The sequence below is a fragment of the Pseudoalteromonas sp. UBA2102 genome (assembly GCF_002331165.1).
Classification (GTDB): Bacteria; Pseudomonadota; Gammaproteobacteria; order Enterobacterales; family Alteromonadaceae; genus Pseudoalteromonas; species Pseudoalteromonas atlantica.
Genome location: NZ_DCYU01000138.1, coordinates 1 through 22,339 on the forward strand (window position 1 = coordinate 1; position 22,339 = coordinate 22,339).

The 22,339-nt window shown below is 41.2% G+C and carries 23 protein-coding genes; 11 read left to right on the forward strand and 12 right to left on the reverse strand.

Annotation, left to right across the window (positions count from 1 at the left end; genetic code table 11):
* The coding region (locus tag B2R65_RS17615; RefSeq protein ID WP_286744804.1) for a class II aldolase/adducin family protein at positions 1–375 on the reverse strand (375 nt) is incomplete at its 3' end.
* A gap of 90 nt (positions 376–465) precedes the next feature.
* Here B2R65_RS17615 and B2R65_RS17620 point away from each other — a divergent pair.
* Complete coding sequence (locus B2R65_RS17620; protein WP_024033009.1) at positions 466–1,395, forward strand: LysR family transcriptional regulator; 930 nt, start codon at positions 466–468, stop codon at positions 1,393–1,395.
* Here B2R65_RS17620 and B2R65_RS17625 read toward each other — a convergent pair.
* From B2R65_RS17625 to B2R65_RS17640, 4 genes are all read right to left on the reverse strand, one after another.
* Positions 1,379–3,763 carry a TonB-dependent receptor gene (locus B2R65_RS17625; RefSeq protein ID WP_286744806.1) on the reverse strand — a complete coding sequence of 795 codons (2,385 nt, stop codon included), beginning with the start codon at positions 3,761–3,763 and terminating at the stop codon, positions 1,379–1,381. The two genes, B2R65_RS17620 and B2R65_RS17625, sit on opposite strands and share 17 nt — an antisense overlap.
* 163 nt (positions 3,764–3,926) lie before the next feature.
* Positions 3,927–4,664 carry a phytanoyl-CoA dioxygenase family protein gene (locus B2R65_RS17630; RefSeq protein ID WP_286744809.1) on the reverse strand — a complete coding sequence of 246 codons (738 nt, stop codon included), beginning with the start codon at positions 4,662–4,664 and terminating at the stop codon, positions 3,927–3,929.
* Positions 4,661–5,251 (reverse strand): uracil-DNA glycosylase family protein, encoded by a 591-nt coding sequence (locus tag B2R65_RS17635; protein ID WP_286744812.1) that lies wholly within the window; start codon positions 5,249–5,251, stop codon positions 4,661–4,663. The genes B2R65_RS17630 and B2R65_RS17635 overlap by 4 nt, the downstream gene beginning before the upstream one ends.
* A 150-nt stretch (positions 5,252–5,401) precedes the next feature.
* Positions 5,402–5,758 carry a VOC family protein gene (locus B2R65_RS17640; RefSeq protein WP_006793291.1) on the reverse strand — a complete coding sequence of 119 codons (357 nt, stop codon included), beginning with the start codon at positions 5,756–5,758 and terminating at the stop codon, positions 5,402–5,404.
* 222 nt (positions 5,759–5,980) lie between these two features.
* Here B2R65_RS17640 and B2R65_RS17645 point away from each other — a divergent pair, with 222 nt between their 5' ends.
* The 3 genes from B2R65_RS17645 to B2R65_RS17655 are packed head-to-tail and all read left to right on the forward strand — an operon-like array spanning position 5,981 to position 8,249.
* Positions 5,981–6,319, forward strand: a complete 339-nt coding sequence (locus B2R65_RS17645; protein ID WP_286744817.1) for a hypothetical protein — start codon at positions 5,981–5,983, stop codon at positions 6,317–6,319.
* A complete protein-coding gene (locus tag B2R65_RS17650) occupies positions 6,316–7,911 on the forward strand; it encodes a PepSY-associated TM helix domain-containing protein (protein ID WP_286744820.1) in 1,596 nt (531 codons plus the stop codon). Before B2R65_RS17645 ends, B2R65_RS17650 begins: the two co-directional genes overlap by 4 nt.
* Positions 7,908–8,249 carry a DUF3325 domain-containing protein gene (locus B2R65_RS17655; RefSeq protein WP_248462103.1) on the forward strand — a complete coding sequence of 114 codons (342 nt, stop codon included), beginning with the start codon at positions 7,908–7,910 and terminating at the stop codon, positions 8,247–8,249. Before B2R65_RS17650 ends, B2R65_RS17655 begins: the two co-directional genes overlap by 4 nt.
* Positions 8,250–8,487: 238 nt before the next feature.
* On the opposite strand, the gene B2R65_RS17660 is transcribed toward B2R65_RS17655, so the two are convergent.
* Positions 8,488–9,009 (reverse strand): lipocalin family protein, encoded by a 522-nt coding sequence (locus B2R65_RS17660; RefSeq protein WP_004588274.1) that lies wholly within the window; start codon positions 9,007–9,009, stop codon positions 8,488–8,490.
* A 120-nt stretch (positions 9,010–9,129) separates the two neighbouring features.
* Here B2R65_RS17660 and B2R65_RS17665 point away from each other — a divergent pair, with 120 nt between their 5' ends.
* From B2R65_RS17665 to B2R65_RS17675, 3 genes are read left to right on the forward strand one after another with little or no spacing between them, the layout of a single operon-like run.
* Positions 9,130–9,585 carry a YaiI/YqxD family protein gene (locus B2R65_RS17665; RefSeq protein ID WP_004588273.1) on the forward strand — a complete coding sequence of 152 codons (456 nt, stop codon included), beginning with the start codon at positions 9,130–9,132 and terminating at the stop codon, positions 9,583–9,585.
* Between the two features lies 1 nt (position 9,586).
* Positions 9,587–10,129 carry a DUF6942 family protein gene (locus B2R65_RS17670; RefSeq protein ID WP_286744827.1) on the forward strand — a complete coding sequence of 181 codons (543 nt, stop codon included), beginning with the start codon at positions 9,587–9,589 and terminating at the stop codon, positions 10,127–10,129.
* 17 nt (positions 10,130–10,146) lie between these two features.
* Entirely contained in the window at positions 10,147–10,539 is a 393-nt protein-coding gene (locus B2R65_RS17675; protein WP_096042650.1) for an ACT domain-containing protein, read from the forward strand.
* A 125-nt stretch (positions 10,540–10,664) separates the two neighbouring features.
* On the opposite strand, the gene B2R65_RS17680 is transcribed toward B2R65_RS17675, so the two are convergent.
* Positions 10,665–11,546, reverse strand: coding sequence for a LysR family transcriptional regulator (locus B2R65_RS17680; protein WP_286744832.1), 882 nt, complete (start codon positions 11,544–11,546; stop codon positions 10,665–10,667).
* A gap of 144 nt (positions 11,547–11,690) precedes the next feature.
* Between B2R65_RS17680 and B2R65_RS17685 the strand changes: the two genes are divergently transcribed.
* Complete coding sequence (locus tag B2R65_RS17685; protein ID WP_054982054.1) at positions 11,691–12,296, forward strand: short chain dehydrogenase; 606 nt, start codon at positions 11,691–11,693, stop codon at positions 12,294–12,296.
* Between the two features lie 103 nt (positions 12,297–12,399).
* Positions 12,400–12,570 carry a hypothetical protein gene (locus tag B2R65_RS17690; RefSeq protein WP_157683944.1) on the forward strand — a complete coding sequence of 57 codons (171 nt, stop codon included), beginning with the start codon at positions 12,400–12,402 and terminating at the stop codon, positions 12,568–12,570.
* Between the two features lies 1 nt (position 12,571).
* On the opposite strand, the gene B2R65_RS17695 is transcribed toward B2R65_RS17690, so the two are convergent.
* From B2R65_RS17695 to B2R65_RS17715, 5 genes are all read right to left on the reverse strand, one after another.
* Positions 12,572–13,228 (reverse strand): class I SAM-dependent methyltransferase, encoded by a 657-nt coding sequence (locus B2R65_RS17695; protein ID WP_096042652.1) that lies wholly within the window; start codon positions 13,226–13,228, stop codon positions 12,572–12,574.
* A 12-nt stretch (positions 13,229–13,240) separates the two neighbouring features.
* On the reverse strand, positions 13,241–16,891 hold the full coding sequence (locus B2R65_RS17700; protein WP_286744837.1) for an SbcC/MukB-like Walker B domain-containing protein: 3,651 nt from the start codon (positions 16,889–16,891) through the stop codon (positions 13,241–13,243).
* Positions 16,888–18,135, reverse strand: a complete 1,248-nt coding sequence (locus B2R65_RS17705; RefSeq protein WP_286744840.1) for an exonuclease SbcCD subunit D C-terminal domain-containing protein — start codon at positions 18,133–18,135, stop codon at positions 16,888–16,890. Before B2R65_RS17705 ends, B2R65_RS17700 begins: the two co-directional genes overlap by 4 nt.
* 77 nt (positions 18,136–18,212) lie before the next feature.
* Positions 18,213–18,449 (reverse strand): hypothetical protein, encoded by a 237-nt coding sequence (locus B2R65_RS17710; protein WP_004588266.1) that lies wholly within the window; start codon positions 18,447–18,449, stop codon positions 18,213–18,215.
* Positions 18,450–18,584: 135 nt separating this feature from the next.
* A complete protein-coding gene (locus tag B2R65_RS17715) occupies positions 18,585–18,821 on the reverse strand; it encodes a hypothetical protein (protein ID WP_004588265.1) in 237 nt (78 codons plus the stop codon).
* 382 nt (positions 18,822–19,203) lie between these two features.
* Between B2R65_RS17715 and B2R65_RS17720 the strand changes: the two genes are divergently transcribed.
* Together B2R65_RS17720 and B2R65_RS17725 are read left to right on the forward strand one after the other, a co-directional pair.
* Complete coding sequence (locus B2R65_RS17720; RefSeq protein WP_286744845.1) at positions 19,204–21,639, forward strand: M1 family metallopeptidase; 2,436 nt, start codon at positions 19,204–19,206, stop codon at positions 21,637–21,639.
* Positions 21,639–22,130 carry a DUF6702 family protein gene (locus B2R65_RS17725; RefSeq protein ID WP_004588263.1) on the forward strand — a complete coding sequence of 164 codons (492 nt, stop codon included), beginning with the start codon at positions 21,639–21,641 and terminating at the stop codon, positions 22,128–22,130. Before B2R65_RS17720 ends, B2R65_RS17725 begins: the two co-directional genes overlap by 1 nt.
* Positions 22,131–22,339: the final 209 nt, after the last annotated feature.

A 22,339-nucleotide genomic window follows, 5' to 3' on the forward strand; every position in this document is an offset into this window, starting at 1 on the left:
TGCGTTTACGTCGGGTCGCGCCATGTGTATGCGTGAATGGATAGTAAACGCGGCGTTATTAATCGGTGTGCTGCCTTCAATAATATTACCTTTATGATCAACTCGAATAAGATCTGACGCTTTAATATGCGCAAAGTGCATACCCACAGGGTTTACCCAAAAGGTATCGGGCTCTATGCAGTCGCGAAGTGTTATGTGCCCAGCAAGTCCTTCATCAAAACCGTACATGGCAAATACTCTAAACCCAGCGGCTAGGCGTTGTTTTTCGTAGCTGCGTTGCTCGTTTAGGGTGTTAAATTTAGGCGGCATAATAAGTTTAAATTTGTCGCTGCCTATGGTCATTTTTGCGGCTTGCTGCTCTAGTGTATTGCTCATAATAATCCTAAATTAAACTCTGTTGACTTTAGTTTAGTCTCGCTTAAGATAAATAGAAGTGATGTTAATTAATGGTTAAACATAAATACTATGCATGGAAAGATAGATTTAAACCTGTTTGTAATACTTAAAACGGTATATCAAGAGGGCAGTATTACCACTGCAGCGGATAAACTGCATTTAACGCAACCTGCTGTTAGCCATGCGCTTTCTCGCCTTAGAGAAAAGTTTGACGACCCATTATTTATTCGCCACGGGCGGCGTATGGTGCCCTCTCCTTTTTGCCAAAAAATAATAGCGCAAGTTATTGAGTCGGTGCAGGTATTAGAGTCAACCTTAAATAACGAACGGCTTTTTGATATAGCCGCCTTTAAGCGCGAAATTAAATTTGGCTTTAGAGATATTTTAGAATCGATATTTTTTCCGCCACTAATGAGCGACCTACTCACAAACACCCCCAATATCACGATTAACAGCCGACAGGTGTCGCATGTTGATATGGAAAAATCACTCGAAAACCAAGAGCTCGATATAGTCATTGATGTGCTTACCCCAACGAGTAACCACATAAAAAACACCTTTATTTGTAATGAGCATTTTTCGCTAATTTGTAGGCACGATCACCCAATATTAAATGACTTAACCGTACAAAATTACGCAAAGGCATCGCACGCGTTGGTGTCGTTAAAAGGTGCGCAGGTAGATATTATTGATATGGCGCTGGCAAAGCATGCACTTGCCCGTAATGTAGTGCTTAAATGTGAACATTATTTTGCGGCGACTAAAGTGATTAGCCAAAGCGACATGATAATGACAATGCCAAACGCGTACGCGCAGGTATTAAAAGAGCAAATGCCTGTGCATGTAACTAGCTTGCCGTTTGATGTGCCGTTAATGCCCGTGCACATGTATTGGCACGAACAAGCTGATGACGATTTAGTAAATAGTTGGATGCGAGAAAAGCTGCTAGGTTTAGCCCAGCAACTTATCCCTGCTGACAAACTTAAAAGCGGTAATTAAATTGTGCGTGATAACTGCGCCCACGCTCTGATAAAAAACGGTGTGCGTAGCTAATTACTGGTACATCGTTGGCCTGCGAAAAAGTGTGTTTATCGGTTAAATTTTTAGCCAATAACGCCACCGACCAATCTCCTTCACTGCTACCTAGCTCTATGCGTAAATTTAGCTTTTCAAAAGCGCTTTGCTTGGCTATTGGGTCAAGATCTTGCTCTAAAAAGTAATCGTCACTAAAGTTAAGCGCTAAATTGCTACTTAAAGTAAGGTTTGAAAACACCTCGGTATTGTAATCAATCGCTATATTGCCTGAGTAATCGGGAGCAAAGGCGCCAGTTTGCCCGGTTAAATCTTGAAATGCTTGGCCAAGTAGCTCGCTTTGCATAACCGTTGGCGATGCACTGGCGTATTGTTCGTATTCAAAATCAAGCACCGCAAGGTTTGCCGATAGCTGCCAACTTTGATTTATTGCCCAGCGCGAATCGAGCTCAATCCCTTTTACTTTGGTTTCGGCGGCATTTTTAACTACAAATGCATTACCATTAAATTCAGATACTTGTAGGTCATCGTACAGGGTGTAAAACAGTGTAGCATTTACTTGTAGAGTATTTTTAATTGGCTCGGCTTTTATGCCAAATTCAAAGTTTGTGGCTTTTTCGTCGTCAAACTCAAAGCCTGAGTTTTCATCAACCGTGTTACCTTGTGAGCCATTTAAGCCAGAGCCATCAAAACCACCGGCTTTGTAGCCTATGCCAGCGCTTGCAAATAACATGGTGTTGTTAAACCCTAAATATTGCACACTAATATTGGGTGATAAGTGCGATTCATCACGCTTAGCGTTAAGGTTATGTACCCCCGCGCCCGAAAGCTGCCCTGCAATAGTGGGCGCAGCGGCATTAGCAAATTGTTGTACGGCTTGCGGTGTGTTTGGCTCAAATACGCTATACACACTTTGTACGCTGCTTACTTCTTTTTCTTCTTTTTGATAACGCAGGCCAAAATTAGCGCGCCATTGCGCGTTTACATTCCAAGTAAGGGCGGTAAATGCTGAGTAGCTTTGTTGGTCTTGATCAAACAGCGCATTTACGCCCAATGATGTACCCACTAAATCAGGAATAAGTAACGATGCACCAAATAAAATATCGTTTGGGTGTTCAAGCTCGCTGCTCATGTAAAAAATGCCCGCTACGTATTCAAGCGTGCGCCCTGTTGGCGAGCTTACTCTAAACTCTTGCGTAAACTGGTTATAGGTTTCTAAGTAGTCTTGTTTTATAAGCGGGATTTCTGAAAAGTCGGCATCAAAAGTTGAGTCCCAATCATACTCGCTATACGTGGTTACAGAGGTAAATTCGTATTCGCCATGGTTATAGGTTAATTTAAGTGATGCGTTATCAAGCGTGGTTTTACTTTGCTCATTAAGCCCACCTGGGTGACCATCGCCCGATACTGAACTTGTGTAATCAAGGCCCGAGTTGTCGCTTAATAAAAGTGAACGATACCCTACATTGCCTGGGTTAGTAGGGTCATTTGCTATTTGTAAATCTCGGTTGGGAGTATCAATAATGTATTGATAGCGTGAACCGTGCGACTCAAACTCACCGTGTTCCCATTTAAATAATGCGTTTATATCATCGTTTATTTGCCAATCTATTGATAAACGTGCACCTGATGAGTCGTTAGATTGCTCATCACTTTGGCGCGCTTGGTTATATAAAAAGCCATCAACAGAGTGGTCAAACGCGGCAATACGCATGGCTAAATCATCGTTAATAGGAATGTTTATAACGCCGGTAAAACGCTTTTCGTTATCTGATCCAAACTCTGCCGATACATTGCCTTCAAGTACATCGGTTGGCGAATTTGAGATCATACTAAAGGCTCCTGCTGTGGCGTTTTTACCAAACATAACCGACTGCGGGCCTTTTATAAGCTCAAGGCGCTGCATATCTAAAAATGGAAATTTAGCCTGATGCCCGCGCCCTAAATACACGCCATCTTTATACATAGCAACCGATTGCTCAAAGCCTGAGTTAGTACCCGAGCCTATGCCGCGTACAAAAATACGTTTGCTGCTTGAGGTTTCGGTTATATGCACGTTAGGTAGGTTTTCGCTTAGGGCGAGTAAATCGTCAACACTGTTTTGCTCGAGGTAGTCGCCAGAAAGCGCTTGAATAGAGGTAGGAATATCTTGTAGCGATTGCACCCGCTTTTGCGAGGTGACGGTAATGGTTTCAAGCTCACTTTTATTTATTTTTTGCTCGCCAGCTTGTGCCATACCCACGCTTAATGCGCTGAGCGTAAATAAAGTAAGTGTTTTTTGTTTTAAAAAAGCAGGTTTTAAACGTGTGTGTGACTGTGTGTGTTCAGTTGTCATAGCTGCAACTCCATTATAGAGGTTATTTTTATTGGATGATTTTGCGTCTATTTCATACTGACGAGTCTTAAAATAAATAACAGTGATGTTTATTTATTCAGCACTATTAGTAATATTTATAGTTAAGCGAAAAAGTGTTGTTTTAAATGGGGTTATAGCGGGTTTAAAGTGGGTTAAAAAATACTTGTGGATTAGCGGTTTTATTTGCTACTGCCGAGCTTGGGGTGTTTGCTGCATTGATAAAGGCAGTAAGCTGTGGTGCATTTTCGCAAAAAATAATATCCAGTGCTAAACGGTTTTTGCCGTATAAGCCTCGGTGAATCATATTGGCTGAAAACAACAGTAAGTCACCCGCATTAAGTTTAATAACTTTGCCTGTAGTTAGGTTATCGCTTGGCAGCTTATTATTTTTTGCAAAACGTACATTTAGCTCCTCTGGTGTATCCCAATTTTTATGCGAGTGGGGCACAAGCTCTATACCTGGCTCGTCTTCAAGGGCTAACCGGCAGTGCACTACGTCGGGCCCGTTTAACGCAGCTTGTTGCTCTTGCACATTTAAATGGTATTGCATATCGCGATGCCAATAATTTTTTTGTGTAACATTAACGGGATTAAAAAATAACTGAGTATTTAAAAACAGTGGCTCACTAATCGCCTGTTTTACACGCTTAATTAATTTGTTATCAGCTATTAAACTAAATAAAAACTCATTTTGCTGCGCCGTTAAATATTCACTATTTGTTATGCCCGAGCTGTTAATTGCACGGGATTTATAAAGCTCACGGTTATTAGTTTTCCACTGTGTATGAAAGGCATTAACTAGGAGCTTAATTTTATTTAGCTCTTCGGTGCTGTAAAGCCCCTTTACAAGCATATAACCGTTTGATTTATAGCTGTTCATTGTGGTTCTTCATTTAATATTGCAGCAACGCGCTCAGCAAGTTCTGGCAGTACATCTTGTGCAAACCATGGATTTTTTTTAAGCCAAATATTATTGCGTGGGCTTGGGTGTGGTAGCACCAAATGCTCTGGCCAATATTCACGCCACGATTTTACTAACTCGGTTAAGGGCCTGTTTTTAGTATGCGGTAAATGATAAGCCTGCGCGTATTTACCGAGCACGATTGTAAGCTCTAAATTTGGCAGAGCGGCCAGTAATTGCGCTCTCCAAGCGGGTGCACATTCTTTACGCGGGGGTAAGTCGCCCGACTTACCTTTACCAGGGTAACAAAATCCCATAGGTAAAATAGCTATTTTTTGCGGATCATAAAACTCATCAACACTTAGCCCAAGCCATTCGCGTAGGCGGTTTCCGCTTGCGTCGTTAAAAGGCTTGCCGGTTTCGTGTACTTTTATGCCCGGTGCTTGGCCGGCAATTAAAATACGCGCATTGGCATTAAATTGTATAACGGGGCGAGCACCTAACGGTAAATGAGGTTCACAGATCACGCATTTACTAACTTGCTCAATTAAATTGCTCGGATCCATATAAATCTGGCCTTAAATGCTTGAATTTTGTTCTAAATGGCCATTTAGACCTAATGAGTTGGTAAAAAATCGGTTTATTTTACTCAAATTAGTTATTAGTTGGTAAAATCGTGATCTCACTTGAAAGTAACAACTAATTATTTGATATATTTATTGTTTTTCTGACCATACGGCAAATTCGTTACCACTGGGCTCGGTAAAGTGAAATCGGCAGCCACCGGGGAACTCAAAAATAGGTTTTACTATTTTGCCGCCATATTGCGCTACTTTTTTATAGGTTGCGTGAATGTCGTTACTGTAAAACACCAGCAGTGCGGCCCCATGTTGAGTAAGTGATTTAAGCGGTGCTTTAAAAAAGCCACCATCAAGCCCTTGGCCGCTAAATGCCGTATACTCTGGGCCATAGTCGGTAAATTGCCAGTTAAACACGTTAGTAAAAAAGCTTTTTGTAGCTGTTAAATCGCACGCGGGAAACTCTACATAATTTAGTTTTTCGTGGTTGCTCATTTTAAATTTACTCTTTGGCTTGCCAGTATTGACCACTGTAAACCTTCGTAATTAGCTAAGCAATAACCCTAAAACAGCAGAGATCAGTATTTTACTAACATGCTAGGCACTAATGTTAAATTAACTAGAATATACAAATGAGAATCGCTATCTTTTGTATTTGTAAGCTTTATAATAACGCCTTATTTTTATTCTCGTATTTGAATAAGGGATTTGTTAACTATGCAGGCACCTCTGCACATAGCACCTTTTACAACAACTAACCTAGCTGCGCTTTTAAATGTGGCCCAAAGCTATAGAGTGTTAGTATTTTTGCGTTTTATTATTGCCATAGTGGGTGGTTATGCGTTTACCTCAGCGTGTATTTCATTATTAAGTGTACTGCTGCCCATTTCTAAGCAAGATGCCGTATTACTGTGTGTGTCTATCAGTATTTTAATTTACGCCGCAGTGTTTATTTATGCGTTTTCGGTTAAGTCGTTAAAAACTGTTTGGATCAGTATTTTACTAAGCACAGGTTTTTTTGTTGCTGTATTGGCATTACTGAAGGCTTGGCTATGAAAGACAGTTTTTTTAGGTCGATGACCTGGCTACATACCTGGGTGGGCTTACTTACCTGTTGGATTATTTACGTAATATTTTTTGCAGGCACAGCGAGCTTTTTTAGAGACGAAATAAATCTGTGGAATCAGCCGGCTATACACAATGTGCAAGCCCAAACAGACAGAGTGGCCGCGCAAAGGCAGCAAATTATTAAGGGCTTTGATTATTTAAATCAGCACGCTGCAAATTCCCCTAGTTGGCGTATTACCTTGCCGGAAGAGCGAATACCGTATTTGGTATATGGCTATGCAAAACCTAAAGAGCCGGGGCAGCGCCGCAGTCAGTTTGTAAATACCCAATTAAACCCAAACACCATGAAAGCGCTGCCTCCTTTTGTTGAAAGTAAAGGTGGTAACTTTTTTTACCGGTTGCATTATCAGCTTTATTATTTAGATGCCATAACAGGTCGCTGGGTAGTGTGTTTTGCCAGCTTTTTTATGCTGCTGGCAATAATTTCCGGCGTGGTTATTCATAAGCGCATATTTAAAGATATGTTTACCTTTAGGCGCGATAAAGGGACTCGTAGCTGGTTAGATGCGCATAATTTAAGCTCGGTACTTGCCCTACCGTTTCATTTAATGATTACCTACACAGGCATCATTACGCTTATATTTATGTTGTTCCCCTACCCTGCGTTAACGACTTACGACAAGGGTATGCGTGGCTTTTTTAACGATGTAACACCTAGCAATAACGTGACTAATAACGCCCAAGGCAGTGCAGATTTGCTCCCTATAAACACTATTTTGGATCAAGTTTATACTAAGTGGCCTAGTGCAGATATTACGCGTGTTCAGGTTAGTAAACCGAATATGGCCGCTTCAACAGTAACGGTATTGGTAAGCCCTGCAAAGGCGCTTCGCGATCAATCTCCACGGCTTTTGTTTAGTGGTGCTACCGGCGAATTAGTTGCACAAACTGATGACGAACTTAGCAGTAGTAAAGCACTTTATGAATCACTTAACTCTATGCATACAGGGCGCTTTGCTACGCCTTTACTGCGCTGGTTATACGTACTTGGCGGTATTGCAGGCTGTGTAATGATTGCCTCTGGCTGCATAATGTGGGCTAAACGCATACGCGAGCGTAATAAGGGAAAAGCCTCATTTGGCTTACAGTTAGTCGAAGGTTTAAACCTTGCCACCATTATGGGTTTACCACTGGCTACTTGCGCCTTTTTTATTGCCAATAGGTTACTTAGCCCGACCGTAGCAGGGCGTGGTGACAAAGAAGTTACAGCGTTCTTTTTAGCATGGTTAGTGGTTGCCGTTATGGCACTTTTAAAGCGCGATAGGCTGCAATGGCGTGTAATGGCAGCCATAAGTGCCCTAGCGTGTTTGAGTGTACCGGCAATAAATGCGCTCACCACACAGGGCAATATAGTGAGCTACTTACTTAATAAGCAATGGGCCTTGTTTATTTTCGATGCGGTATTTTTACTGTTTAGCATACTGTTTTTAGTACAAACCGAAAAATTACGTACTGCTTCTAGCGCATCTAAAAAAACAGCTAATAACCTAGCCAATAATAAAAAGAGGCAAAAAGCATGATTGATTTACTAAGCTTTAGCCTCTGTTTGTTTGCTTTTAATGGTTTTGCTTTGGCAAAGCCTGCACATTTTAAAACGGTGTTTACAACGCGTCCCTCTAAGCTGCAAAGTAATTTACTGCTAATAGTTGCCTGGATCAGTATTTTACTAAGCTTATTGCTCTGTGTGGTTACTCAGCAGGGATACGGTGCTTTACTGTTTTGTGGCTTTATGGGGCTAAGTGTATTAATTATAACGATTTTTTATAATTTTATAGAAAAGTTGATTAAGCCATTTAGCTTTTTAAATATGTTACTGATTGGCTTATCTGGGCTATTACTGGCAGTAAATTCACTTTAGTTAGTAAAAACCTGATCCAAAGAAAGCCATTAATTTTAGGCAAAAAAAATGGCAAGCTATAAAGCTTGCCAACAATAGGGGGATATTCAGTATGTCCAACACTTGCATGTCTCGTTGCAAGTGCAGCTAATATAGCCCTAACATATTTAACTTACCTTACAGTGAGATGATCGTTTTATTACAGCTGTAACAATCATTTGCTCAACAACTGTAAAGCCCCTTTACATAGCTAAATATCCTACTGTTTAACCCAAATAATTTGCTCTGTAGCAAAGCCTAGTTTGTTTGCTTTAGCTATAAAATGTTGTTTAAGCTTGTCACTAACGGTCGGTGTACGCGATAAAAACCATAAAAAGTCGCGGTTATAACTTGTAATAAACGCATATTGGTAGTCGTCTTGGTCTAATTCAAAAATAACGTAAGCACCATAAAATGGACCAAAAAACGAGACTTTAAAATGGCCTGTGTCAGTGCCTTCTACAAATTTAGCTAAGCCCTGTGCTTCATCCCACTTTTGCTCTTTAGTTATAAAACCTTTGTTGAGCACTTTTACTGTGCCATCGTCATTTACGGTGTAAGTCGCGGTTACTTGCTCCATGCCCTCTTCGAATGAGTGATCAAGGCGGGCAATTTCGTACCACTTACCTTTGTATTGCTCAAGGTCAAAGTTTTTAACCGGAGTAATGCCCTCCGGTGCGCTTGTGCAGGCGGTGAGTAAAAATAACCCTGTAATGAGTAAAATAGTCGTAATGGCCTTCATGAAAGCTCCTTTTTAAAAGTGATGTTGTTTGTACGGCTCTAAGCCAATAAAGTTTGCTAGCCGATTAAAATAAATTGCTATAGGATCAGCTAAATACTAGAGCAATTAAAAGGTTTAAGCATGAAAATATGGGTAGATGCCGACGCATGCCCTGTGGTAATAAAAGAAATACTTTTTAGAGCCGCTGAGCGCACGCAAACACCAACCATTTTAGTAGCTAACCATGCAATGCGTATTCCGCCTTCAAAATTTATAAGCCGGGTACAGGTTTCGAGCGGGTTTGATGTGGCCGATGACGAAATAGTAAAACGTGTAGAAAAAGGCGATTTAGTTATTACTGGCGACATACCGCTAGCCAGTGAAGTTATAGATAACGGTGGCCAAGCACTTAACCCACGGGGTGAGCTTTACACGCCAGAGAATATTCGCTCGTTATTAAACGTGCGCGACTTTATGGATACCATGCGCTCAAGCGGCGTAGAAATGAGTGGCGGGCCACCACCGCTTAGCCAAACCGACCGCCAAAACTTTGCTAATAACCTCGACCGTATTTTAGCGCAGAAAAAGGCGAGCTAGTGTGAGTGAGCAACTAATTGGCTTAGGTGAGCAAGCCTTTAGCGTAGCCGTTTATGTGGCAAAAGCGCCGCCTATGCCCTACTTTGCAACTCTACACAGTGTTGAGCCTGTAATAAACGAGCAAATAAATACCATAAACCAGCACTGTGGTAATGGCTGGCGTAAAGTGTTTAACGTATACGCTAAAGTGTTGTTTGCGCTACCGAGTGAGCATTACAGCTTTGCTAAACAAGCCGCTAGCTGGCAAGCTTATCGCGATACACTTTTACTGCAAAAAAACAGTAAAACAGCGCTGTTATTTAGTGCGCCCATCATTAACGGCACAAATAAAAACCAACTGCATATTATTGCTGGGCGAACCCATGCTAAAAACTTATTACAGCAAGGTAAGCTTAATGCGCAATTTAATTGGTTAGACGATGAGTTTGCAATTGATACAACGAATAACATTATTGTGTGCCCGTACTTTGATTACCGGCAGTTAAGTAATATTAAAATAGCCCGATTAAGCGAGCTAGTTGCGAAACTTAAAACATCTAATTAAAAATGTAAGGACTCAACATGGCGGGAATTTTAGAGCTAAATACGTTATTAAAATCAATGAACCCCGAGCTTAAACAAGGTGAATATATATTTTGTTGTTTAGCAGGCAACCTTGCTGACTACGTTCATTTAAACCCGCTTGCCAGTTACGTTGAAGAAGAAGGCCTAACCCTTATTTTAAATGCAGATACCGCCAATAAAGCCGGTATTACTTATGAAGCTAAATATAATTTAATTACCCTTAATGTGCATTCAAGCCTTGAGGCTGTTGGGTTAACCGCTGCGGTATCGGCCAAATTAACCGAGCATAATATAAGCGCTAACGTAGTAGCTGCGTTTTATCACGATCATATTTTTGTACAAACCGATAAAGCGCAGGCCGCTATGAAAGCACTTGGTGAGATTTCTTGAGTTTGCGGGCACAGCAACATGTTAGGTGATGTGGATATTAGCGCATCGGGTGGCGCTTCGCTTAACCGACCTACGTTTTAGGATGAGCTTGTCTTAAGCGTTTGATCAGAATTAATATATCCAAATTACTCAACCAATAACTTTGACACTACCCATTTATGCAGTGGGTTTTTATTGTAGCGTGGATGCCACGCGGCTATTACATCAAACGGAGCTGGCAGCTGCTGTAGCTCTATTTTTACCAGTTCGGAGCTTACCGCGCGTGAGGGTAAAAACGCGATGGAGTCGGTGGTTTCTAGGTACATAGGCACAATTGAAAAACACGGTGCCGATACAACAACATTGCGCGTTAAATCAAAGCTTTTAAACCAATCGTCAATAGAGCCTTTAAAATTTGGGCGCGAAGGCGAGGCTATAATGCTTGGGTAACTGGCTATTTGTGCAAGGGTTGGTTTTGTGCCTGCTATTGATGAGTTAGCTGAAGTAACGCAAATATGTTGCTCCTCAAATAACTTAATAATGGGGTAAGTACTTGGGATGTAGTCAGGGAAGGCAATGGCTAAATCAACTTTACCGTTTTCCATTAAATCGTGCAGGCTATCGAGTTCAAAGTCTCTTATTATTAATTTTAAATTAGGCGCTTGCTCTCTTAACTCTTTTACAAGCGCTGGCAAAACAACTTGCTGTGCGTAGTCGGTAGCGGCTATTACAAACGCACCATCAACTGTTTTTGGGTCAAATATTTTAGGCGCTAATAATGCCTGAAAATCGTTTAGCAGCTTGTCTATATCTACCGATAACTCTTCTGCATAAGGCGTTGGCACAAAGCCGGTGGTTTTTCTTAAAAACAGCTGGTCGTTAAATACATCACGCAGCTTTTTGAGTTGCTCACTCACAGCTTGTTGGGTTAAGCCTAATTTACTCGCCGCTTTTGATGCGTTTTTTTCGCGAATGAGCGCCTGGAAAATACGCAGCTGCTTTATATCTAGCCTGTCTAACTTACTCATGCCAATGCCTTTGTTGTTTTAGCATTATTAACGTATCACATTACCATTTATTTTTGTATCACTTACATGAAGTGGTTGTTTCTAATTGTCGAGCTACCCCCTTATTATGCCCCTACACACTAAATTGAATGATTGGAGCAAACAATGAAAACAGTAATTTTAATCGGTGCACTGGGCAAAATGGGTCAAGCGGCATTGACCGGTTTATCTAAGCATAAAGTAATTACAGCGGGTCGCTCGGGCGATGTAGATCATATTGTTGATATTACGAGTGAAGCGTCAATTACCGCTTTGTACGAAAAAGTAGGCCACTTTGATGCCCTAGTAAATACAGTGGGTTTATGCGAATACGAAACCTTTGCTGATATGAGCGAAGAGCAGTGGATGACGACCATTATGAGCAAAATGATGGGGCAAATTAACCTTGTACGTATTGGTCAAAAGTACATTGCTGATGGCGGCTCATTTACGCTAATTAGCGGTATTTTAAACGTTAAACCGATTCCTTTTGCGATTGCCGATGCAACAACAAGCGGCGCAATAGATACGTTTGCAAAATGCGTATCACTAGAAATGCCACGTGGCACGCGTATTAATGTGGTTAACCCTACTGTGCTTGAAGAAGCGTGGGACGTATATGGCGAAATGATGCCAGGTTTTCAACCCGTACCAAGCAAGCTTGTAGGTAAAGCGTTTGAGCGCTCGGTTGATGGCTTTATTACTGGCGAAGTTATTTTTGTAGATGCATAACTACCCGCCATATTGGTGAGTGACGTGGCAAATTAAACAAATAAGCGCTCTGCATTAACAGTAACTGCAAAGCGCTTAAATACAGATTTTAATAGGTGATGAAGTGAAAAAATTAATACCCGTATTTGCGATATTATTGGCCGCAGGCTGTGCCAGTGTAGCACCAAGCTCGCAATATGTTAGCGAGCCAGGTGCCGATTCTAATAAAGAATGTAAAACCATACCGCGCCATAAACATACGGTTAAATGGTGCAGGCCGCATCCTTCAAGATAAGTTAAACAACGTATCCGCTAAAACCAAGCGCTTTAAAATAAAGCTTAGGAATACCGTATTTGCATTCATTAAGTAACTCGCTAAAGCGCATTCTATCAAGTGGGTAAAATTCACTGTCTAAGTTTTGAGCTGTGTAGGCTTGCCCTGCATCACTTAAGCCTAAATCGGCACACACAGTAATTTGTGCTTCGCGCTCAAAGTCGGTTTCGGGTTTCATTAAATCGCTAATAAATAAGTTTGCGTCTTTATTTAAATTAGCTTTAATGTTTTTTAGTAGCTGCTTTTTGCTGCCGTCGTCTTTTAAAAAGTGCATTACGAGTAGACATAGCGCCGCATCGGCCTTAGTTGATAGCTTATCGAGCTCGCCTTCAATAACGTTAACGCGCTTTGCTATGCCGTGCTCTTCAAATGCTTGTTTAGCAATTGCGAGCATATCACTTGAGGTATCTTGCGCGGTAAATTGCCAAGTAGGGTTAAGCGCGGCAAGGGCGAGTATTTCTTTGCCTGTGCCTGCGCCCACGACTAAAATATGTGCGTTATCTTTAAGGGTTGCTTTAAGTTGTGCATTAGTAAGTTGGTGCAATAGCTCATAACCAGGGACTAAACGGGTAATGCGGTCGTTGTAATGCGTTGCTTGCTCGCCTGTGAATGTTGGCATTTTTTAACTCCTTTATAAGACTTCAACAGTGGAGTATCCACCACTTTTTTTACTTACATGTACTTGCGTGGCTACGCGTTCACTCATTTCACTCACATGCGATATAACCCCTACTTTACGGCCTTGTGCTTGTAATGAGTCGAGTGCGTCCATAGCAACGCTGAGTGTTTCGCTATCTAACGTACCAAACCCTTCGTCAATAAACAAAGAGTTGATTTGCACTTTGTTTGAAGAAAGCGATGCAAGCCCTAAAGCCAGTGCTAGTGATACTAAAAATGATTCACCACCAGAGAGCGTATTAACAGAGCGTTGTTCGTCGGCCATATCGCGGTCAATAATGGCTATATCGAGCGATTGCGCAATGGCAGTGAGCTCGTAGCGTTTATTGAGGGTTTTTAAATGGCTGTTAGCATAATGCAGCAATATTTTAAGGGTTTGTGTTTGCGCTAAATTACGCATGGTTTTACCGGTTGCATCCCCTAATACTTTATTAAGCACGTGCCACTGCTCTACCTGCTTTTTAAGGGTAGCAAGTTCAGCGTGTTTGCCTTTAAGTGCTTTGGCGTTTTGATTGTGTTGCTCAAGTGCGGTATTAGTGCCAAGCAAACTATTTTGTAGCTCAGTTTGCTCATTGGCTAAGGTCGTTTCTTGCTCTGCTAATTGGCTTTCGCTTTTTTCGGGCTTGTTAGTATTTTGGTGATCTGTTTGCGCCTTTTGCTGTTGCTTAAGCGCTGCATTTGCGTCTGTAAGTGCTGCTAAACGCTGCTCAAACTGCATTAATTGCTCTTTTATTTGCTCACTAGTCAGAGTTAGTAAAATAGCGATCTGTTCGTGATTTGCCTCGCTATATTGCGCTTTAAAGCCGCTAAACCAGGCATTGTAGCGCTCTTCAAGTGTGCTTTGCTCTTGAATTTGCTCTGCCAAGCGCTGCTCAATGTTTTTGAGTGTTATAGCGTGCTCATCGCGTTTTTTAATTGCGCTGTCGTGGGCTTGTTGGCTTGTATGTAACTCCTTTTGGCACTGCTCAAGCTGCGCATTAAGTTTTGCTTGGTAATCATCGGCACTTAGTGGCTCGTTGTTAAATAAAGCAAGGCGCTCTGTGCGTGTGGTGTTTTGCAGTTGTTGCGCTTTGGCTAAATCGTCTTTTAAAACTTTAAGCGCTTGCTCACTTTTAGCAATTAACGGTGTGAGTTGCTGTAATTGCTGATTAGCGCTGTCTATTTGTTTTTGACTTTGTTCAAGCTGAACCTGTGTTTGCTGGTATTGCTCAACCTGCTGGCTTAAATCGCTCATATTAAGCGTGTTGTTTTGCAATTGCTGCCAAAAGTCACTGTGCTCAAACTGTGCATTAAGGGTACTGCTAAGCTCGTTAATTTGCGTATTTAGCTCTGCATGTTTAGTGTTTATTTGGCCAAGCTTATTGGTTAATTCAACATGCTGATTATGCAATTGCTGCTGTGTATGTTGCTCGGCTTTCAAGTTATTTATTAGCTGATTTACTTTTTCTTGCAGGGCTGTTTGCTGTTTTTGCGATTCAAAATAGTGCGACTTTTGACTGCTGAGCTGGGCGTATGTTTCATCAAGCTGCTGTGCTGTTAAGTCGTTAAGCTCTGTACGTGCCCCTTGCATTGTTGTTTTAATTTCTAGCTGCTTTGCCTGTGCGTTCTGTATGGCTTGGCTGTATTGGGCGTGCTCAGTGACAAGTACAGCATGTTGAGTTTGGTGCTGGTGCAGCTTAGCTTGGGCGCTATCGTGTTGCTGCTTAGCTTGGTTATAACTTGTTTCAAAATCGGCTATTAGGTTATTTAATTGCGGGTTTTGGCTGCTTGCATACGGGTGCTCTTTTGCCCCGCACACTACACATGGCTCGTTAGGGGTAAGCTGCGTGCGTAAATGCTCTACGTTTTCGCTGGCACGCAGGCGAGCTTGGTTTAATGCGTATTCACTGTGTTTAAGTGCTTGCTCGCACGAGGCTAAGCTTTGTTGCAATGTTGTTTGCGTTTGCTCACTGTGTACAAGCTTGGCCGCTACCGCAGCTTGTTGTTGTGTGCTGTGTTTTATTTCTTGATTAAACTGCTGGTAGCGCAAACGCTGATCTTTTAAATATTCAATATTTTTAAGTTTGCTATCGCATTGTTCAATATTAAATTGGCGTTGTTGTTCACTTAGCTGGTTAAGATCTTTTTGTTGATGCGCAAGTTGTTGCTCTTGCAACTCTACTTTTTTAGTTTGCTCAGCTAACAGCGCCGCTTGTTTAGTTTGCTCTTCTAACAGCAGTTGGTTTTGCGAAGCGGTTGCCTTTATTTGCTCATTGGCACTTAAATACGTATTAAAGCTATGTTGGTAATAATTCCAATCATTAGCCAATGGTTTAAGCTGCGTGTGTTCGTTTAGCCACGTTTGATGCCCAGTGCTGAGTTTGTTTGCCGCATCAAGTGCATGTTGGCTTTGCGTGTACTGCGTTTGTAATTCGCTAAGTTGCTGCTGCTCTTTTTCGCTTTGCTGAGTCAGGCTTGTAATAGTTTGTGCGTGTATAGCAAGTTGGCTGTCGAGCTCGCGGGCTTTTGCAATAATTGGCTCTGCCGTTTGCTTTTGCTCTTGCGCTGTTTTTAACTCGCTTTGCTTTGTTGTAAGTGTTGCGGCCTGCTCTTTTATAAGCGCAGCATGGTCAATCGCTTTTAAATCGCTTATTTGCGTACTAAGTGCGTTGTTTTGCGCCGTTAAGTACTCATGACGTTTGCGGTTGTCTTTTATTTCAAGGGCGCTTTGTGCTTGTTTAGCTTGCTCACTTTGCTTTGCTATTGCATCAAGCTGTTGTTGCGCGTGTTGTTGCTGCTTTATTGCGTGTTCCAGTGCCTGCGATAAGCTAGCTGCTTGCTTATACCAATTTAAGTTTTGCTCTGTTGCTGCATGCGTTTTTTTAGTTTGCTCAATTTTTTTAAGTAATTCATCGCGCAGAGTTTGTTTAGCACTTAATTCGTCATCGCTTAACAAGGTATAGCTTGCAAGGCTTGCATTAAGTAATTCATATTGATCTTTTAGCGCTTTATTACGCTCAAAAATACGTTTACCAATTAAGCTAAATTTATCGGTGCCGGTTAAACACTCTAAAAGTTGTGCGCGTTCATCGCCTGTGGCTTTTAAAAAGGCTGCAAACTCGTGCTGTGCTAATAATACCGCACGCGAAAACTGATCAAAGCTTAGCCCTATTTTGTTTTCTACTTCTTTTATGGTTTGGCTTTTATCGGCTATTAGGGTTTCATCGGGCAAGGTTAGTAACGTATGCTCAGCTACTTTTAACTTGCCTGTTGCTTTTTTGTGGGTACGGGTAATAACGTAGCGTGCGCGGTATAGTTGTTTATCTTGGCCAACAAAATCAACTTCAGCAAAGCCTTCCCATTTGCCTCTGCGCAGTAAGTTACGCGCATCGTTTAGCTTTATGCTGTCGCCGTTAAAATCAATTAAGTTGCCTTTATCGCCTTTTAAGCGGGCTGTTTTAGTATAAAGCGCTAAACAAATAGCATCTAAAAAGGTGCTTTTACCTGCGCCTGTGTCGCCGGTTATAGCAAACAAGCCCGCATCTTTTAGTGGAGCTTGAGTAAAGTCGATTTCGGCATCGACTATTGAGGCTAAATTATGAATACGAACTGCGGTTATTTTCATAGTTGCTCTTGCTCCGTCAGCTCACTTATTACATCGTTTAACAGTGTTTTTAGCTCATCTGGTACAGCTTGGCCGGCCATATCTTTGTCGTTTGCAAAGGCTTGTTCTAATAAGTTTAATGGGTTGAGCATTTCAATTTCGCTTAAATCTTCAAATACGGCGCTGTTATCGCTTGTTATGGTTTGTTCTCGTACCCGCTCAATGCCACAAAATTTTACGTGTTTACCCTCAAGTGCTTGCTCTATTTGTTCTCTAAAGGTGGTGTCGGTATCACTTGATTTAAGTTTTACGCGTAAATAAGGGGCAATAGTATGTTGTGATGTATCGAGCGCTTTAATTTGCTCGCATAAGTCGCTTAATGGCACGCACTCCCCTTTTGGTAAAATAATCACTTCAGCAGAGCGTGGAATGTAAAGGGGGTTTACAGATGTGCTAATAGTTTGTTTTTCATCACTTTTAAATTCTACTATATTAACTTGGTGCGTGTAGTTACGCTCTGAAAACGACATAGGAATAGGCGTACCGCTGTAACGAATAACGTCTTTTTTAGCGACTTGCTGCGCTTTGTGTAAATGCCCCAGTGCTACGTAGTCTGCCTTGTTACCAAATACATTGGCCGAAATAGACTCCTCCCCACCAATCACTAAATTACGTTCTGAGTCACTTGAAATATCACCGCCTTTGGCATGTAAGTGCCCCATTACAATTAACGGCGAATTTTGCGCGTTAATGCTGTAGGCGTGATCCAGTGCAAGCTTATAGGCTTTTTCAACGCCTTGTGCGTAACTAGGGCCGTTTTTAGTATGACTAAGTGAACTTATATCGCTGGTACGTAAAAAAGGCATAGCGACGATTACAGCGCGTTTATTTTGCGTATTTATTTCAATCACGGTATAAGCTGGGTCGGTTACTTCAAAACGCCCAACTACATGGGTGTCAAACTGAGCAAGTAAGGGCTGCGCCGCTAATATACGATTTGCTGAGTCGTGGTTGCCGGCAATAATAACAACATGCAATTGCGGGCAACGCTTTTTAGCATCTTTTATAAATTGGTAGAGTTGTTTTTCGGCGCTGGCACTGGGTGTGGCTGTATGATAAATGTCGCCTGCAACTAAAAGTATATCTATGTGTTGCTCTACAAGGGTGCTAAGTAGCCAAGTAAAAAATGCAGCGTGCTCATCACGGCGGTCATGTTCATAAAATTGTTGGCCTAGGTGCCAATCTGAGGTGTGGAGAACTTTCATATCGCGCTCTTAAAAAACCATAAGAGCGCCAATATACCCAAGGCAAGTAAAGATGCAAGCCTCGGGAGGGCTTTAGTTTAGGTAAAACTATATATAGCAATAATAATGACAGGAAGCGCTAACAAAGCCATACCTAGCGGCATTTTTAAACTTTTAGTTTGCTTTGCTTGCAATGCTTTTATGGCATTCGTTTCGTTACAGGCGGCTACTTTATCAATATAAAAATAACCTGAGTCTAGATACTGCTTACAACTTTGCTGATTTGCTGGAATGGCTATTAGCTCTTGTTGTTTTTTTAGGATATAAAAATCCATACACCCACCACATTGCTTACTGGTAATAAGTACATATTTGAGAATAATTGTAACGATTTTTTTATGCTCAAATAAAAAAAGTGGGCGATTTTAAATATAAAATGCACTAAATATCAACCTAAAATTTCACTATTTTTAATTTATCGTATAAATAGTTAATATTAGTGAGATCACGGCAATATTTGCGCCAATTATTAGCCACTTTTTACTGTGTTTTTGTTCAGTAGATAGGCGTTTTAGTGCATCTTGCTTATTGCATGCCGACACCACATTCACATACGAATATTGGTTTGATTCGTAGCGCTCTAGTAAGTCTTTATCAGCAGGGATAGCTTCGAGCTGATGATCTTTTTTTACAATGTAAAATTTCATATCGGGCTCCTTTAGTTTAAATATGCTGCTTAATTTGTATTGAACCTGAGCGCATTTAAACCGTGTAAACACTGCTAACGCTATAAATTTAAACTCAATTTAAACAACATATTTTTGCACCTTAATTTAATCCTAAGCTAATGGCATGAATTAGGCCTGAACCCTTATAAATACTGTGTTTGTACCTTAATTAATACACATCAACTAGCTGTAAAGTGTAAACCCCCTTTACAGTTTTAAAAGTGACTTAATTTACTGATTCAAAAACCATGTTAAAACAACGTGAATATTACCGTGTTTAATGGGCGGTTGGTCGCTAATTAATTGAACAAAAATAGTAACTTTGTCAAAGTACGCTCACAAAATTCCACTAGGACTCATAATGAAAAAAATAGTTCTTACGCTAAGCGCGTTTGTGTTGCCTTTGGCAATGTCGAGCGCTGTGTTAGCGTCATCCGTTGAGCAAACTAAAGGCTCATTCGTTGATAAATTTCGTCAGTTAGACGAAGCGCTTCCTACCCCAAATGTTTATCGTAGTGCCGCCGGTGAGCCTGGCGAAAAATACTGGCAGCAACGTGTTAATTACGACATAGATGTAAAGCTTGATGAAAAAAAGCGCCGCTTAACAGCAAGCCAAAGCATTGAGTATAAAAATAACTCGCCGCATACACTTAAATATTTGTGGTTACAGTTAGATCAAAATATTTTTAAAAGCGACTCAATTGCCGAAACCACAAAAACGTTTAAAAGCACGCTAAATAGTTTACCTGCACAAAAGCCGGCTAAATTAAGTTTAGGTGAGCTACGTCGTCAACAATTTATGAGCGACAACGAGTTAGGCTATACAATTAGCAATGTAAAAGATGACAATGGCGATGAACTGCGCGTAACTGTTGTTGATACGCTAATGCGTATAGATTTAAACGAGCCGTTAAAACCAGGCAAAGAAGCTGAGTTTAGTATGAACTTTGCTTTTAACATTGTTGAAGAAGATGCCGTAGGGGCGCGTTCTGGTTACGAGCACTTTGAAGAAGATGGCAACGATATATTTTTACTTGCGCAGTGGTTTCCGCGTTTAGCAGCGTACACCGATTACGAAGCATGGACAAACAAGCCGTTTTTAGGCCGTGGTGAGTTTACGCTTGAGTTTGGTGATTACGATGTAGAAATTACTGTACCTGCTGATCATATTGTATCGGCAACAGGTAAGTTAGATAACGCAAGCAAAGTGCTTACTCGCACGCAGCGTAACCGCTTAGAAAAAGCTGAAACAGCAAAACGCCCTGTATTTATTGTTACTGAAGAAGAAGCGTTAGAAAACGAAAAACAAGGTACCGATAAAACAAAAACGTGGCACTTTAAAGCAGAAAATGTGCGTGACTTTGCGTGGGCGTCGTCGCGTAAATTTATGTGGGATGCAAAGGGCTATCAGCAAGGTGGCGATGAACAACCTTTAGTGATGGCTATGTCGTTTTACCCTAAAGAGGGTGGCGATTTATGGAAAAAGTATTCAACTGAATCTGTAGTACATACGATGGAAGTGTATTCTCGCTATTCATTTGACTACCCATACCCTGTAGCGCAATCGGTAAATGGCCCTGTAGGTGGTATGGAATACCCAATGATCACTTTTAATGGCCCCCGTACAGAGCTGCAAGATGATGGCTCGCGCACTTATTCTCAAGCTGAAAAACGCTTTTTAATTGGTGTGGTTATTCATGAAGTTGGCCATATTTACTTCCCTATGATTGTAAACTCTGATGAGCGCCAATGGACCTGGATGGATGAAGGTTTAAATAGCTTTTTAGATGGCGTTGCAGGGCGTGAATGGGACCCAACTATACCGTGGGGTGTTGAGCCGCGCGATATTGTAAGCTACATGAAATCGCAAAACCAAGTACCTATTATGACGCAGTCAGACAGCGTACTACGTTTAGGCCCTAATGCTTATACTAAACCAGCTGCGGCACTGAATATTTTACGTGAAGTTATTTTAGGCCGTGACTTATTCGACTTTGCGTTTAAAGAGTACGCACAGCGCTGGAAATACAAGCGCCCTACTCCAGCAGATTTTTTCCGTACGATGGAAGAAGCCTCGGGTGTTGATTTAGATTGGTTTTGGCGCGGCTGGTTTTACAGCACCGACCATGTAGATATCTCGTTAGATAAAGTGTATCAATTACGTTTAGATACTAAAAACCCTGATATTGACTTTAAACGCTTACGCGATATAGAAGCAGACAAACCAACATCACTATTTGTTAAGCGCAACCGTGAAGAAGGTAAGCAAACTTGGGTTGAAAAAAATCCAGATATTACCGACTTTTACGACGAAAACGACCGCTTTACTGTTACCAATAAAGAACGTAACGCGTACAACAAGTTTTTAAAAGGCTTAGAGCCGTGGGAGCGTAAAACGCTAGAACGCGCGCTTGAAGAAGATAAAAACTACTATGTTATGGAGTTTTCAAATTTAGGTGGCTTGGTAATGCCTATTTTACTAGAGCTAACTTATGAAGATGGCACAACCGAAGAGCGTTACATTCCGGCTGAAATTTGGCGCCGTAATCACAAAAATGTACAAAAGCTTATTGTTACAGATAAAAATAAGCCATTGGTATCGGTAAGCGTTGACCCTCGCTGGGAAACAGCTGATGTAGATGTTGAGAACAACAACTACCCTCGTCGTATTATTCCTTCACGTATTGAAGTGTATAAAAAGAAAAAGAGTAAAGCGAAAGTAAGTCGAGATATTATGCAAGACATTAAAACTGAGCTTAAAAAAGACGAGAAAAAAGATGGTGAGGAGCAACAATAATGCGCTTTTTGCTTATTATTGTTTGCCTTTTAGTTGCTGCGCCAAGTATGGCGCATCAACTAAAGTCATCGGTTACTACGGTGCTTTTTAATAAACGTACTAACAATATTGAGCTTATGCATCGCTTTTATTTACATGATACTGAGCATGCTGTAGCGCATTTATTTAATGGAAAAGCCGATATCATTAGCAACAAGGCCGACCAACAACGTTTTGTAGAGTATGTTGAGTCGCATGTTGCGCTGCAAACCTTAAAGGGTAAGCCATTAACGCTTAGCCAAGTAGGTGCGCAAATTGATGGAAAGTTTTTTTGGGTGTATCAAGAAGCTCCTATCCCAAAAGGGATTGAAGGCATAAAAATGAGTAACGGCGCACTGCGTGACTTATGGCCTTCTCAAGTAAATATGGTAAACGTAGAAGGTAAAGGCAAGATTAAAACCCTTCACTTTACCCAAAACGATACCTGGCTCGAGGCTAAGTTCGAGCAATAAGTACTTCCCCAACCTACGCGCACTGCAGTTTATGTGCGCGTATTCTCCTTTTGTTTATGCTGTGTTCATTTTTGATCTGTTATTACTAGCTGTTCGTAGAATTTTAGTAATTAATTGGTGTTTATAAGGCTAAGTAATAGATAAGTGAATACTTTTCTAATAATTTGTTTGATAAACATTTGCTAAATTATTCTCATGAAGTAGAGTCA